The sequence below is a fragment of the Saccharibacillus qingshengii genome (assembly GCF_013185195.1).
Taxonomy (GTDB): Bacteria; Bacillota; Bacilli; order Paenibacillales; family Paenibacillaceae; genus Saccharibacillus; species Saccharibacillus qingshengii.
Genome location: NZ_JAAZWC010000001.1, coordinates 225,007 through 238,462, shown reverse-complemented (window position 1 = coordinate 238,462; position 13,456 = coordinate 225,007). Strand labels below are relative to the sequence as shown.

The 13,456-nt window shown below is 51.2% G+C and carries 12 protein-coding genes; 8 read left to right on the top strand and 4 right to left on the bottom strand.

Features of this window, described 5'->3' with window-relative positions; genetic code table 11:
- The first annotated feature begins 61 nt into the window (after positions 1–61).
- From nirB to HRQ60_RS01050, 5 genes are all read left to right on the top strand, one after another.
- On the top strand, positions 62–2,572 hold the full coding sequence (nirB, locus tag HRQ60_RS01070; protein WP_172193782.1) for a nitrite reductase large subunit NirB: 2,511 nt from the start codon (positions 62–64) through the stop codon (positions 2,570–2,572).
- A complete protein-coding gene (gene nirD, locus HRQ60_RS01065) occupies positions 2,569–2,937 on the top strand; it encodes a nitrite reductase small subunit NirD (RefSeq protein WP_343044577.1) in 369 nt (122 codons plus the stop codon). The genes nirB and nirD overlap by 4 nt, the downstream gene beginning before the upstream one ends.
- On the top strand, positions 2,930–3,736 hold the full coding sequence (locus HRQ60_RS01060; RefSeq protein ID WP_172193781.1) for a uroporphyrinogen-III synthase: 807 nt from the start codon (positions 2,930–2,932) through the stop codon (positions 3,734–3,736). The genes nirD and HRQ60_RS01060 overlap by 8 nt, the downstream gene beginning before the upstream one ends.
- Positions 3,737–3,761: 25 nt before the next feature.
- Positions 3,762–4,061, top strand: coding sequence for a hypothetical protein (locus HRQ60_RS01055; protein WP_172193780.1), 300 nt, complete (start codon positions 3,762–3,764; stop codon positions 4,059–4,061).
- Between the two features lie 63 nt (positions 4,062–4,124).
- On the top strand, positions 4,125–4,634 hold the full coding sequence (locus tag HRQ60_RS01050) for a hypothetical protein (protein ID WP_172193779.1): 510 nt from the start codon (positions 4,125–4,127) through the stop codon (positions 4,632–4,634).
- A 675-nt stretch (positions 4,635–5,309) separates the two neighbouring features.
- Here the strand turns inward: HRQ60_RS01050 and HRQ60_RS01040 are convergent.
- A complete protein-coding gene (locus HRQ60_RS01040) occupies positions 5,310–5,546 on the bottom strand; it encodes a hypothetical protein (RefSeq protein ID WP_172193777.1) in 237 nt (78 codons plus the stop codon).
- A gap of 672 nt (positions 5,547–6,218) precedes the next feature.
- Between HRQ60_RS01040 and HRQ60_RS01035 the strand changes: the two genes are divergently transcribed.
- Entirely contained in the window at positions 6,219–6,776 is a 558-nt protein-coding gene (locus HRQ60_RS01035) for an RNA polymerase sigma factor (RefSeq protein ID WP_172193776.1), read from the top strand.
- Positions 6,773–8,209 (top strand): DUF4179 domain-containing protein, encoded by a 1,437-nt coding sequence (locus tag HRQ60_RS01030; protein ID WP_172193775.1) that lies wholly within the window; start codon positions 6,773–6,775, stop codon positions 8,207–8,209. Before HRQ60_RS01035 ends, HRQ60_RS01030 begins: the two co-directional genes overlap by 4 nt.
- Positions 8,210–8,340: 131 nt before the next feature.
- Here the strand turns inward: HRQ60_RS01030 and HRQ60_RS01025 are convergent, their stop codons facing one another.
- The 3 genes from HRQ60_RS01025 to HRQ60_RS01015 all read right to left on the bottom strand — a co-directional run bounded on the left by HRQ60_RS01025 (position 8,341) and on the right by HRQ60_RS01015 (position 12,264).
- Positions 8,341–9,288 carry an alpha/beta hydrolase gene (locus HRQ60_RS01025; RefSeq protein WP_172193774.1) on the bottom strand — a complete coding sequence of 316 codons (948 nt, stop codon included), beginning with the start codon at positions 9,286–9,288 and terminating at the stop codon, positions 8,341–8,343.
- A 159-nt stretch (positions 9,289–9,447) separates the two neighbouring features.
- Positions 9,448–10,836, bottom strand: coding sequence for an outer membrane protein assembly factor BamB family protein (locus HRQ60_RS01020; RefSeq protein ID WP_172193773.1), 1,389 nt, complete (start codon positions 10,834–10,836; stop codon positions 9,448–9,450).
- A 108-nt stretch (positions 10,837–10,944) separates the two neighbouring features.
- Positions 10,945–12,264, bottom strand: a complete 1,320-nt coding sequence (locus tag HRQ60_RS01015; protein WP_172193772.1) for an outer membrane protein assembly factor BamB family protein — start codon at positions 12,262–12,264, stop codon at positions 10,945–10,947.
- 208 nt (positions 12,265–12,472) lie between these two features.
- On the opposite strand from HRQ60_RS01015, the gene HRQ60_RS01010 reads away from it, so the two are divergent.
- On the top strand, positions 12,473–13,423 hold the full coding sequence (locus tag HRQ60_RS01010) for a tyrosine-type recombinase/integrase (RefSeq protein WP_172193771.1): 951 nt from the start codon (positions 12,473–12,475) through the stop codon (positions 13,421–13,423).
- The last annotated feature ends 33 nt before the right edge of the window (positions 13,424–13,456 follow it).

The window sequence follows — 13,456 nt, the reverse complement described above, 5'->3', positions numbered from 1 at the left end:
TTAGTAAATAGAGGAAGGGAATTTTAGGAAAACGATCTTACTGAACAAAGGAGGTATGAAAATGGAAGAAACGCAGCAGCGCAAGCGATTGGTGATGATCGGCAACGGGATGGCAGGGATCAACACCATCGAGCATATCTTGAAACTGGCACCCAACAGCTACCATATTACGGTCTTTGGCAGTGAACCTTATCCGAACTACAACCGTATTCAACTGTCGTATGTGTTGGAGAAGAGCAAATCGGTCGAAGAAATCATTCTGAACGACTACACTTGGTATGAAGCGAACGGGATCAACTTGTATACGGGAACCCAAGTGACGACGATCGATATTCAGCAGAAAACGGTGGAAGCGGATAACGGAGTGAAGGTTGCCTACGATCGTCTCATTATCGCTACCGGCTCTAGGCCCTTTATGCTGCCTGTACCGGGAGTGGAGAAGCAGGGCATTATCGGATTCCGTGATATTGCGGATTGTGAGCACATGCTTCAAACCGCGGATCAATATAAAAAAGCAGCCGTTATCGGCGGAGGTCTGCTGGGGCTTGAAGCCGCCAAAGGCCTATCGAAGCTCGGTATGGATGTCACGGTCGTTCACCTGTTCAAAGAACTGATGGAACGGCAGCTGGATCCTACGGCAGCCCGTATGCTGCAGACCGAACTTGAAAGCCAAGGGCTAAAGTTCGCAACCGGCAAACAAACGGCTCAATTTCTCGGCGAGGAACGGGTCAGTGGGATCCGGTTTGCCGACGGTACGGAACTTGAAACGGAATTCGTCGTGATGGCGGCGGGAATCAAGCCGAATGTCGAGCTGGCTCAGGCAAGCGGGATCGAAGTGAACCGGGGCATTCTTGTTGACGACTATATGCGGACATCCGCAGCGGATGTGTATGCGATCGGAGAATGTAATGAACACCGGGGAATATCGTACGGCCTGGTTGCGCCTTTGTTCGAGCAGGGCGCCGTACTGGCCAAGCAGCTCTGTGAGGTGGAAACCGAGCCGTATGAAGGTTCGACGGTTTCTACTCAGCTTAAAATTTCCGGAGTGGATGTCTTCTCTGCAGGGGAATTCATGGATGCGGAAGACCTGTCGATCGTGCGTATGCATGACGATTGGCGGCGGATTTACAAAAAAGTACTGATGCGCAACGGCCGGATCGTCGGCGGGATTCTGATCGGCGACGGACGCGAGATGTCCCGGCTGCAGCAGTGGATTCGCACCGGTACGGTGATGACCGAAGCTATTCATACGGCGATTGTCGGGCAGGGAGCGCCGGATACCGGAAATACGGTAGCCGACTTGGCCGATGAAGAGATTGTATGCGGCTGCAACGGCGTCAGCAAGAAACGTATTGTAGATGCGATCTCCGAGAATGGTCTTACAACGGTAGAAGAGATCAAGGCCACAACCAGCGCCTGCCGATCCTGCGGCGGCTGCCGCCCGGTTATCGAGCAGATTCTGCAGTATGTACTCGGGGATCAATATGACTCGGCGGCCGCCAAAAAAGAAGCGATCTGCGCTTGTACAACACTCAGCCGCGACGAAGTAGTGCGCGAGATCAAGGAAAAAGGTCTGATTACTTCACAGGAAGTTCGGTACGCCCTGGAATGGAACAACAAGGAAGGGTGCTCCAAGTGCCGTCCTGCCCTGAACTATTATCTCGGGATGATCTGGCCGACGGAGCATGTGGACGAACGGGATTCACGGCTCGTCAACGAGCGGATGCATGCCAATATTCAAAAAGACGGTACCTTCGGCGTGGTGCCGCGTATGTACGGCGGTGTAACGACGCCGGAAGATCTGCGCCTGATCGCAGACATTGCCGTCAAATACAAAGTCAAAATGGTCAAAGTGACAGGCGGACAGCGCTTGGATCTGCTGGGGATCAAGAAAGAAGATCTGCCGAATATCTGGAAAGACCTCGGGATGCCGTCCGGTTATGCCTATGCCAAAGCGCTGCGAACGGTAAAAACCTGTGTCGGCTCGCAGTTCTGCCGGTTCGGCACTAAAGATTCGATCGGCCTTGGTATTCTCATCGAGAAGAAATTCGAGCGGCTGGACATGCCCGCGAAATTCAAGATGGCGGTTAACGGCTGTCCGCGCAACTGCGCCGAGTCGGCCACCAAAGATATCGGAATCGTCGGCAACGAAGGAGCCTGGGAAATCTATGTGGGTGGCAACGGCGGGATCAAGGCCCGTTTGGCCGAACTGCTGTGCAAAGTCAGAACAGACGAAGAGCTGCTGGAAATTATCGCCGCGTTTATCCAGCATTATCGCGAGACCGGCAAATACCTCGAACGAACATCGGACTGGATCGAGCGGGTCGGTCTGCAATCGGTGATCGATACTATAGTGAACGATCCGGATAACCGTCGTGCGCTGGTCGAACGGATCGAACAGGCGCTTGGTCAGGTGCAGGAACCGTGGAACGGTGCGCTGGTCGAACGGATCGAACAGGCGCTTGGTCAGGTGCAGGAACCGTGGAACGAAATCCTGGACAACTCGAATCTGCGCGAGAAGATGTTCGATGATCTCAGTGCTTCGGTAGTTCCGGATAGGGGGACTGTATGATGTCATCATTAAGACCGGATCAAGATTATACGTATTACCGGGTCGGTACTGTCGATGATTTTATAGAGCGAATCGGCAGAAAAGTCAAGGTGGAACAGGCGGATATCGCTGTGTTCAAAACATCGGAAGGCGAATGGTTTGCACTGGAGAATAGAAGCCCCGGCCCGCGGGGCGGGACACTGGCCGAAGGAATCGTCTCCGGAACCCTGCTATACGATCCAATCTGCGATTGGCGGATTCGGCTGACCGACGGAGAAGTGATGGACCCGGATAGCGGAAAAGTACAGACGTATCCGATCCATATCGAAGAAAACGAGGTGCGCATCGGCATTCCGAAAAGCGAAGGAGGGGAAGCGAATGGCTAACGGACTTGAAGGTAAAAAGATCGTCATCGCCGGTTCCAAAATTCCCGAGGATATGGCGGAAGTAATCGAACGCCGGGGCGGTACAGCATTGGTGCGCTCTTTGCAGGGTTTGACCCCTGCGGATCCATCCGAGATCGAACGGGATGTCCGGCAGTTCATAGAGCAGGAATATGACTGGGTGATCTTTACGACGGGAATCGGTTACGAGGCAGTTTATGCGGCGGCAGAACGTTTGGGAATGGTCGAGGCATTTGAGGAGAAACTAAAAAGCTCCAAAGTGGCTTGCCGCGGCTACCGAACTAACTCGCTGCTAAAAAAATCCGGTGTCCACCCTGCCGTCAGCGCGGACGACGGCACGATCGCCAATATGATCGACAAACTGCAGCTGTTCAATTTTGACGGCTGCCATGTCTGGCTGCAGCTGCATGGTGAACTCACCGCACAGCTGCACCAGTTTATCGAGAGTCAGCCCGAAATGAACACCCAGGCGGTGCTTCCGTACCGCTATCACGCGCCGGAACAAGAAACCCTGGCCCAATTGACCGAAGAACTGCTGCGGCATCAGGTTGATGCCGTTTGCTTTACGACGCAGGTTCAGGTGAACTATCTGTTCGATTATGCGTTGGAAACCGGATGCGAAGCCGAGCTTAAGGAGAGTTTCGAACATCACGTCCTCGCTGCAGCTGTCGGTAAGGTGACGGCGGATGCGCTGCGTGAAAAAGGGATTGAACGCATGGTCGTCCCCAAAGTTGAGCGGATGGGCTCCATGATCGTGGAGATTGGCCGCTTTTTCGAATAAGGACAAATGAATAGGGGGCCCAGACATGCAGGGATACGATCAAGAGGATGCTTTTTACTCGATATTCAAGGTGTCGCAAACCGGAATAAAATTCATTATTATCATGATCATCATTCTGATTGTACTCGGATTGGTTGCCGCTTTCACAACGTTTCGTAAAAACCTGACTGGACCCAAAATTATGGCATTAGGCATTGTTTTCATCGGATTGTCCGTGGTTTTTGCTTCGGTTATCAGTTTCACTTATTTGGTCCAAAGCTTGCATCTTATCATTCTTTTAGTGGGGATGACTTTAGTTTTTATAGGAGTATGTTGGAAGAATTGATGTAACCTGAGCGATAAAACTTCGAGAGACCTCAGTGAATATATGTTAATAATAGGAGTGGAAATGAATAAAACTAAAGAATACTCGCCGATTGTATTCCGAATCGAAGGTCGTCTTTTTTGGTGCATTTGGTATACAGATAAAAAGGACGGGGATGAGGAGGATGGTTTTTTAATTGAAGCGGATAGGCTTAAGACCTTTGATTCTCGAGAGACGTTAGATTCTTATGGGGAAGCAACGAACAAGGAACTTACCGATTTAGAAATCGCATTTTTTGATGTTGATCGACTAAGACAGGAATTCGATCAGATCGAAGATACGCGAACAGTCGACTGTCATCGTTTTTTAAACTTTTGGAACATGGTCAGCGATGCAGCCTGTTCATTAAAACGTTCATTTTACGGAGATCAAGAAGAAGTCACCCCGGTCTATCATAGAGTTTTTTATGGAACGAACCCTCCGACGTTAAGGAAAGGTGGAGAATATTTTACGCCGACTTGGACGAATGTGGATCTGAAGGTGCTGCAGGCGGTATTTGAGGATGGAATAAAACTACTGAAATCCGCCTTATAATCGCTTCTTAAAAGGTGCAAAAAAACAGCGTATAATATAAATTATACGCTGTTTTTGTTTAAATCCATTAAAACATGCCGAGTTGACCACTTATCCGCTTTAATCTTGTCCATTTTTTGGTATTTTGATAGCTTCAATTCCTTTGGCTGATTGCACGAATACTTCTTCTGTTCAGAGTGTGAGCGAAGAGTCTCCCCGGGCTTTCGTTACGACCGAGGTTCGGAGATTAGCGGTACCCCGATCGAATACCATCTCGGAATACTGCGGGCGTACAAATATTCGTTATCATATCGGAGTATGCGATTGTGGTCCCCTTGAACTTCCCAAAGCGGCTTTCCGGTCTCGGCATCATAAGCTTGAAGAATTTCTCGTAAGTAAGCGCCGGATGCGACCGATAAGGCCAATATCATATTTCCTCGAACTTCTTGCGGTAGACCCTCGAATGTCGGAAAATTACGAAGAGTCTTACCACTTATTGCACTGATCTGGGTCAGCCCTTTACTATCCGCCAGATAAAGGGTAGCTCCGTGCAGAATAAACCCTTGCGCTCCGTAAACATCGGAAACTTTCGTCGATCTTGCCGGAGCGTTTTTTTGTCCAAGGGTTTTCCCGGTTTGAGCATTCAATTTAACGATCGTTCCTTTTTTGTAACAGCGTAGAGGGATTGGTTTAATGTTAAAACAGGTTGTGCCAGTTCAAGCGGATAAGTTCATTTGATCGTTCCTTTGTGTGTATCGGCAGGGATGAGCCTTTTGACGTCATGGGGACAACGGCCAAAACCGAAGACGAAGCCGCTTGAGCTGTTGGCGACGTTCCGACTAAAATCCCGGTTGTGCCCATGAATAGCGCGGCGGTTAGAGAAGTGGCGATACGACGCTTGAGTTTAATGTGAGTAGTAGATTGAATGTTCATGATCTTCTCCTTTTTTTATCGCTTCCCAGCTGCCTTACTGCTCTTTATCTTTCAGCACGGCAGGGCGCTTTACAGCGATCAGCTTGTCCTCGGCTTGAATAATCACGGTATCTCCGATCAGAAGTGTCCTGCCATACGCCTGCGATCCGGTATCGATCCGACCCACCGGTTTGGCTGAAGTGGATATCGATCAGATAGAACTGCCCGCTGACGAGACCTGCATAGGCGCCTCTTCCGTATAGATCGAGCTGCGATACGGGAGTTTGCAGTTCCGGATAGGTGGAAGAGGTCTGTCCTGCAAAGCAGAGTGCTCAAAAGAAGTTTAGACTTATTCAATAGGAATCACGCCTTTCATAGTGTAAAGATTAAATGTTTACATAATAACAATTATGTGCATATTATTCTTTTGCTAAAGTCTTGTTTAATTTAATAAACTGTCTTAGGTAAGAGATAGTTATTTCTAAGGAGAAATAAGCGACAAAAAATTGAGTCCGGCAATACGATCCTGCACTTCTATTCAACGTGCCACTTCCGACAAATTCGGCAGCGGTTTATTTTTATTTACAGAATAATATTATGGTAAACCGAATAATTATCGAAGTTTTTTTCATAAAAAAGTGAACTCGATTCCTTGTCGAAGCGTATACGGGTCAGACAAAAGGAGGGGACACTATGAACGAGGCGTTAAGCCGGGAGGAGGCCAAGCGTTTGTTTGAGCGGCATTCGAAATCGATCTTCGGCATTTTGCTTGCTTTGACCAAATCGAAAGTGCTCGCAGACGATCTGACCCAGGAGACGTTCATTCGCGCTTTCAGCAAATACGATCAGTATCGCGGCGAAGAAGGAAGCGACAGTGCGTTTCGCCCCTGGCTCGCTCGTATTGCCGTCAATCTGGCACGCAGCCATTACCGCAAACTGAAATGGCAGACGCTGTTCTGCCAAGTGCCGGATCAAGTAACAGAGCGGACAGCCGAAGCGATCGCGCTTCTGAACGAACGTCAGCTCGAACTGTGGCAGGCGGTCTGCCGTCTGCCGCATAAGAGCAGAGAAGTGATCCTACTGCATTATTATGCGGACATTCCGCTCAAGGAAGCCGCCGAGACGCTGGACATCCTGCTCGGTACCTGCAAGTCGAGACTGGCTGCAGGGCTTGCGAAGCTGAGGGTGAATCCGGATCTGTCCGCACACCGTTTCCCAAACGCTTCCCGAACTCAGGAGGAGATCCGATGAATCCAAAATTCTTTTCCCGCCGTCCCGTCATATCTCAACAAGAACTGGTGAACAGATTGAAGACCGAAGGACCCGAATCGTTGAAAAAGGCTGACCTCAATGTCATGTTCGAGCAAATATGGCAGGATCAGCCGGATCAGATGAAAAAGGTACTCCCGAACTCTCGGAAGAAGCGCACACAGGTTTTTGTGGCATTTATATTGACTTTTCTGCTGATTGGGACAGCTGCATACACATTGAACGAGTCGAAATCAGTACCCGCCAAATCCGACATATCGGGCATCGATTTTCGGAATCTGGTGGATATCATTGCGACAAAGGAGGTCAAGTACCGCGGAGAAGAGCGCATCGAAGACTTGTCTACCCCATTGAACATTGTGATAAAAAACAATGGGGTAACGCTCAAACTCGTTAAAGCCTATTACGATGGAGGAAAAGCCAAGATCGATTATATTGTGGAGACTTCCGCCCACAAAAATCCGTTAAAAAAATCGACTTCCACTTTCAAGTATGAATTGAAGCTGATAGGCGTCGACGAAAAAGATCAACCTTTTACGGATTTGCGAACGACGAGAACCCTTTTGGACCAGCATCATTTTGCGGGCACGCTTGATTATTCATTTTCGGACTTCAATGGTGCGAAAGAAATCAAGTTTTCGCTCAAAGCTCACGAACTTGCGAATACGTCCGGTGACTGGCACGCCGAATTTAGTTTAAACTCGTCCAAAGCCGATGCCCAAACGTTTACCTTTTTCCCGAATCAATCGTTCAAATATCAAGGACATCGATTCAACGTGGATAAAATCAAAGTCGGTCCTCTATCGAACGTTATTCAGATGACTCGATATAATCCTCAAGACGGCAGTGGGGTAGAAGTCTCTTATTCAGACAATATCGAAACGTTGTTTCGACCATTAATGGGAGGGGTTACTGATATGGGCGGCAACGAAGATGGCTATACCGACGAGATTTTTTCAATTGAACCGTTTAGCACGATTTATCGTAAACCGACTTCGCTGTTTTTTGATATTTCAACATTCGACCAGCCCCAAGAATCCGGTACGGTGAAGGAGCCGTTCGATGGTCGTCTTCCGATCACGCTGGAGGGGTTCGACGGCGATAAGATGATCTTAACGCATATCGAGTACAGAAAAGACAGCACGATCGTACGCTTGAAATATAATTCACCCAACGTTCAATCATGGACACCTTATTTCGTTCCCGTTCAAGGAAAAGAGGACTTGAACTTGAGTTTCAAAACGCAAAGTTTTGAACGCATCTCCAAGACTGACCTGATCTTCGAAGGCGTTCTCGGGCCAGTGAATCCCGAGGATATCGCCGCTTTCGCGGCTACCACGTATAAAGCGCCAAAATCACAAGAACGTTTTGAAATCCCGTTGGAATGGAGCCATGCCCTCAAAGGCCGCCAATAATGCGATTTAGTATGCAGCGGCAAGTTGCTCGCAAATAAAAAGACAGCAACGAGAAAAAGGCTGCTTTATCGAAGCAGCCTTTTTCTTATTTCCGAAAACGAAATCTGATCGGACAGTATGGATGCTTGCAATCAGCCCTTCAGCCAGGCATTCGCCAGCAGCATAGCGCCTTTCTTGGCATTCGTCTCGGCCAGTGTATTCAGCATCACAAAGTCGTGAATGATACCCTGGAAGCGGACGGCCGTCACCGGAACGCCGGCTTCGCGCAGCTTGTTGGCGTAGGCTTCGCCTTCGTCGCGCAGCACATCGGCTTCGCCGGTAATCACGAGTGCTTCAGGCAGTCCCTGCAGCTGCTCGGTCGTCGCTCGCAGCGGGGAAGCCGTGATCTGATCGCGCTCCTGCGGATCGGTCGTATACTGATCCCAGAACCATTTCATGCCTTCCTTCATGAGGAAGTACCCTTCCGCGAACTGATTGTACGATTCCGTCTCGAACGAAGCGTCCGTGACGGGATAGAACAGCAGCTGCTTCGCGATCTTCGGACCGCTGCGTTCTTTGGCCATCAAAGTGATCGCAGCCGTCATGTTGCCGCCGACGCTGTCGCCGCCTGCATACAGTTTCGAAGTATCGAACCCTTCGGCCGCTCCCTGCGCCGAGATCCATTCGAGCACGGCGTAGATTTCTTCAATCGCCACCGGATATTTGTTCTCCGGGGAAAGGCTGTAATTCGGGAACACCACCGCGACTTCCGCGCCTACAGCCAGCTCGCGAATCAGGCGGTCATGCGTGTGCGCATTGCCGAATACCCAGCCTGCACCATGGGTGTAGAGAAGAACGGGGAGAGCGGCACCTGCTCCTTTTGGACGCACAATCCGGATCGAGACTTCGCCTTTTGGTCCGCCCGGAATCGTCTTGTCTTCGATGTCGACATCCGGTTTGAATACATCGCCCGATTGAACCTGGTCGACGGTCTCGCGGCCTTTCTCCGGTCCCAGGTCGGACAGGAACGGCGGCTTGGCGTTGTCGTCGGCAAACTGTTGAGCTGCGGATTCGAGAACGGGCTTCTTGGCATTCGTCATGGAACAGACTCCTTCCGGTGCTGATCAGCACCCGTGCAGATTTGATGGATTTTAGCCTACCCCAGCTAATTACCACAAATTGAATCGCGAAAAACAAAGAAGGGTCCGTTATTTCATTTTATCCGTTTCTCCACAGCTGCCGGGCAGGGATTCGTGCGCTTATTTCGAACTTTTCGCCAGGGTCAGACCCAGCCACTTCGTGTCCGTACGAATCAGCAGACCCGACTTGGTCACCGAAATCGATTGAATATCACCGGAACCTGCAGCCAGTCTGCCGACGGGAGTGCCCGTCTTTAGGTTGAATACATGGATTTCTCCGTTCTCCAGCCCCACATAGACCAGCTGCCCGGATACGACCGGAGCGATAGCGGCTTTGCTGCCCGGATCTCCAAACGATACGGAAACTCCGTTGGCCAACTTGACTCCCGTTAATCCTGTTTCTTTTTGGAAGAAAGCCCATCCCTGCTCCGGGCCGCCGATCCAGTCTCCGGCGTTGGCATAGCTCTTGGCCGCGTCCGCATATTTTCCCTGGGACATAGAAAAGCGGGTCAACTGCAGTCCGTCTTCCGTCTCATCTACCGAGTATCCGACAGAGCCCTGCAGGAAGGTGCGGCTGTTTTGGAGATCGATCCCCGCCGATTCAAGCGGTGCATACTGCCCGGCCGGTGTGAGTTTTCCGCTTTTCAGATCGGCATGAACAAGCGTAATCAGATAGTCCGCTGCCGCCGAATCTTCTTCGTCAGCGGAGACTGCTGCCGTTGCGGACAAATCGCGCAGGATCAGCTTGTCATCTTGCGTACCCAGCACTTCATAAGAACCTTCGATCTGCCAGAGCAGGCTTCCGGTTTCCGCATATACGCCGTACAGGATTCGGTCTCCGGCGGGCGTCGTACCTTCGGCAGCCAGCACATCGCCGTAGCGACCCAGCACCTGCAGAGTCTCGGACGGGATCTCGTCGTTTTCCCACTTGAGCTTTCCGTTTCCGGTATGATAAGCGGCCAGCCTGCCCGAAGAGTCGGAATAATAAAGACTGCCCTGCAGCACCCGAAGCGAAGCTTCCGAAGCTTCGGCGGTATGCCCGAGTTCGGTGCTCCAGCGTTTTTTTCCTTTTTGGCTGTCCAGTTTGGTGATCCGTTCGTTTTCTTCGATCAGGAATACAGAAGCATTGGCCGATGCAGACGGAAGGATTCCGCCGGCGTAACTCCATCTAAGTTTGCCGGTTGCGGCATCCGCGGCGCGAAGAGAACCGTCCGATTCGTAGAAAAAGAGTCCGTCCGCAGTTTGAACAGCCGCGCCGGGAACCTCGGCCTCCTGCATCGATATTTCCCATGCGGCTTTGAGCAGAGGAGCTTGGGCCGCCGCAGGTCTTTTCTTGTCTCCGGCGATTTTGCCGTCCGCTTTCTTCTGACTTTGAACGTTCTTTTGCCCTTGTTCGTTTTTCTGGGCAGGTTTATTCTCGTTCTTCGCCTGTGCCGTACCGGCGGCCGATACGGTGCCTACGCTCAGCAGAACGGCCGCCACGACGGCGGCTGTACGTAATTTTCTCATGTTTTGTAATCCTCCCGGAGTCGAATAGCCGCCTTGAATCCTGACAAGGCAGCAGTTACTTATTCAGTTATTATCGGTCCTGCGGAGAAGGAAATGTAGCTTTTACGTTCAAGGATGCTTGACGGCAATCAGTTCTTTTTCCGTTTGGATCAGCACGGTACGACCTACCAAAAGAGTCTCGCCATAGGTTCGGCTGCCGGTATCGACTACGCCCGATGTTTGGCCCGAAGCCAGATCGATCAAATAGAATTTGCCATCGCTCAGTCCCGCATACAGTCCGGCTTCGTGCAGATCGAGCCGGGCAAGCGGATTACCCGCAAGCTTGTACGTCGTCGTTTCTTTTTGGCCCGGCAGCAGCGAATTCAGGCTCAGACCGTCTTGGAAAAACAGCCGGTTCTTATAGGGCCCCGCCAGGAATTTGCCGTACCCTTCATAAACGACAGGCTTTTGCTTATTGGGGTCTTGATTCAGATCAAACCGGTACAGGACGGGAGCAATCCCTTCCAGCACGCCTGCGGTATACTTCTCCATTGCGACATACACATAGTCCCCTTCAACCACGAGCTGCTCCGCCGATTGGTACAAACCGTCTACAACCTGAACGTAATCGTACGAAGTTTTTATTCGGCCGGTCTTGATCTCGACTTGATCAAGCTTGGCCGCATGATTCGGGGATGCCCATTGAGCGGTATTGCGCAGATACAGAAGACCGTGTCGAAACTCGAGTACAGGGCCGTGGCTGCTGTTGAGCGTCCACAAATTCCGCCCTGTTTTCGGATTGTAGGCTTTGTACTGATCGAAGGTCAGCGCTCCGCTGACGACCGAGGAGACGACCAGGATCCCGTCATACACGCCATAGGAGGTCGGACCGCCGTATTCGCTTTCGGTCGACGTTTTCCACAGCTGCCTGCCGGTTGCGGGATCATAGGCTTTCAAAGCGAGCGGACCGCCGACATAGAGAATGCCTGCAGACAGGGAAGAAGTGATAGTCGACGTTTGAGGCTTGAAACCCGTTTGGGTTTGCCAGAGCTGCCGTCCCGTCTGCATGTTCAGCGCCCGAAGCATGCCGGCAGCGTCTACGACATACAGTGTATTTTGGCTAAGCATTACCGGAGAAGCCGGTTTGACGTTTGCGGTCCAGCGGGTTCGTCCGGTTGAAGCGGCAGCCGCGTACAACTTTCCTCCTTTTGGGAAAAAGACGAGCCCGCCGGAGGTCCGTGCAGCCGAGCGAATAACTCCTTCGGCAGGCGAAGAATCCATTTGTGTTTTCCACAGCGTCTTCAACGCCGGAACGTTCTCGTTTTCCGCACTGACAATAGCAGAATTGGTATAGGAAACAACAGGAGAAGCGGCAGCGGAAGGCAGGATGGAGCAGACGAGTCCGAATGAGATCACAGCAGTCATCACACGAGCATTTTTTGGCATCATCAAGGACCTCTCTTTGCAGAATAAATTTAGTTTACATAATAATAAATATGTTACTTTTTTGATTTCCTATTTTATCCTTTTCGGTTCTTTAACGTTAAGGCCACCCAAAGAGTTGCCGAAGCTTTGAACAAAACTTGCCAGGCAACCCCGAATTAGTCCACAATATTATAGAAGAAACTTGATAAGCGGAAACGGGGCGAACTTGACCATGACGACGATCCGGATTCCCGACGACGAAGCCTGCGAGACTTATACCGAGTATCTGGAAGCTTTTCTGATCTGGATGCAGGACGCGGGATATACCGATTATACGCAAAAAAATTATCTCAGCGACGTACGGCATTTTCTGATCGCACTGAACGGACGGGAACTGAATACGGTCAAGAAAATTCATGTGATGTCTTTCCTGTCGAGTGCCAGACGCGAAGGGGCGGGGGACGCGACGCGCAATCGCAAACATGCCGCCGTGCAGTGTTTTTTCAAAGCGCTGATCGAACTCGAGCTGCTGGAGCACAACCCGGCATTCGGGATCAAAAAAGCCAAAACCGAAACGAACCGGGCCCCCGTCTATCTGGACGAACGGCAGATCGGCGTGTTCCTGGAAGCGGTTGAAGGCAAATATCGGGGGCGCAATCTGGCGATTTTCCTGCTTATGGCCTACATGGGGCTGCGGGTCGGCGAAGTTCACGCGCTCAATGTCTCCCATTACAATGCCGAGCGGCGCACGCTCCAGGTGTTCGGCAAAGGGCGCAAATGGCGTACGCTTCCGGTTCCCGAAGCGGTAGGCGGCGTGTTGGAGGAAGCGATTGCGCAGCGCCTCTCGCCGTGGACGCAGCGGGAAGAAGCGCTGTTCGTTTCGCAAAAAGGCCGCCGGATGTCGATTCGTGCGATCCAGCAGCTGGCCGCCGATACGTTTGACCGATTTCAGCAGGATCTGGATCCCAACCAGCGTATTGCGTATTCGAGCCACAAACTGCGGCATTCGTTTGCGACCATGCTGCTGCGCCGGGGCGCGGATCTGCGGACGGTTCAGGAAATGCTCGGGCATGCTTCGATCCAGACGACAACCGTATACACACACGTAACGAATCGGGAGAAGGAAGAAGCGATGGATCGCCTGGATGTTAAGCTGCCGGGAGATAAGGGTAAGAACTCCTAAGTACGTGACGGAAAAAGGCGGTCTCTGCGCCGC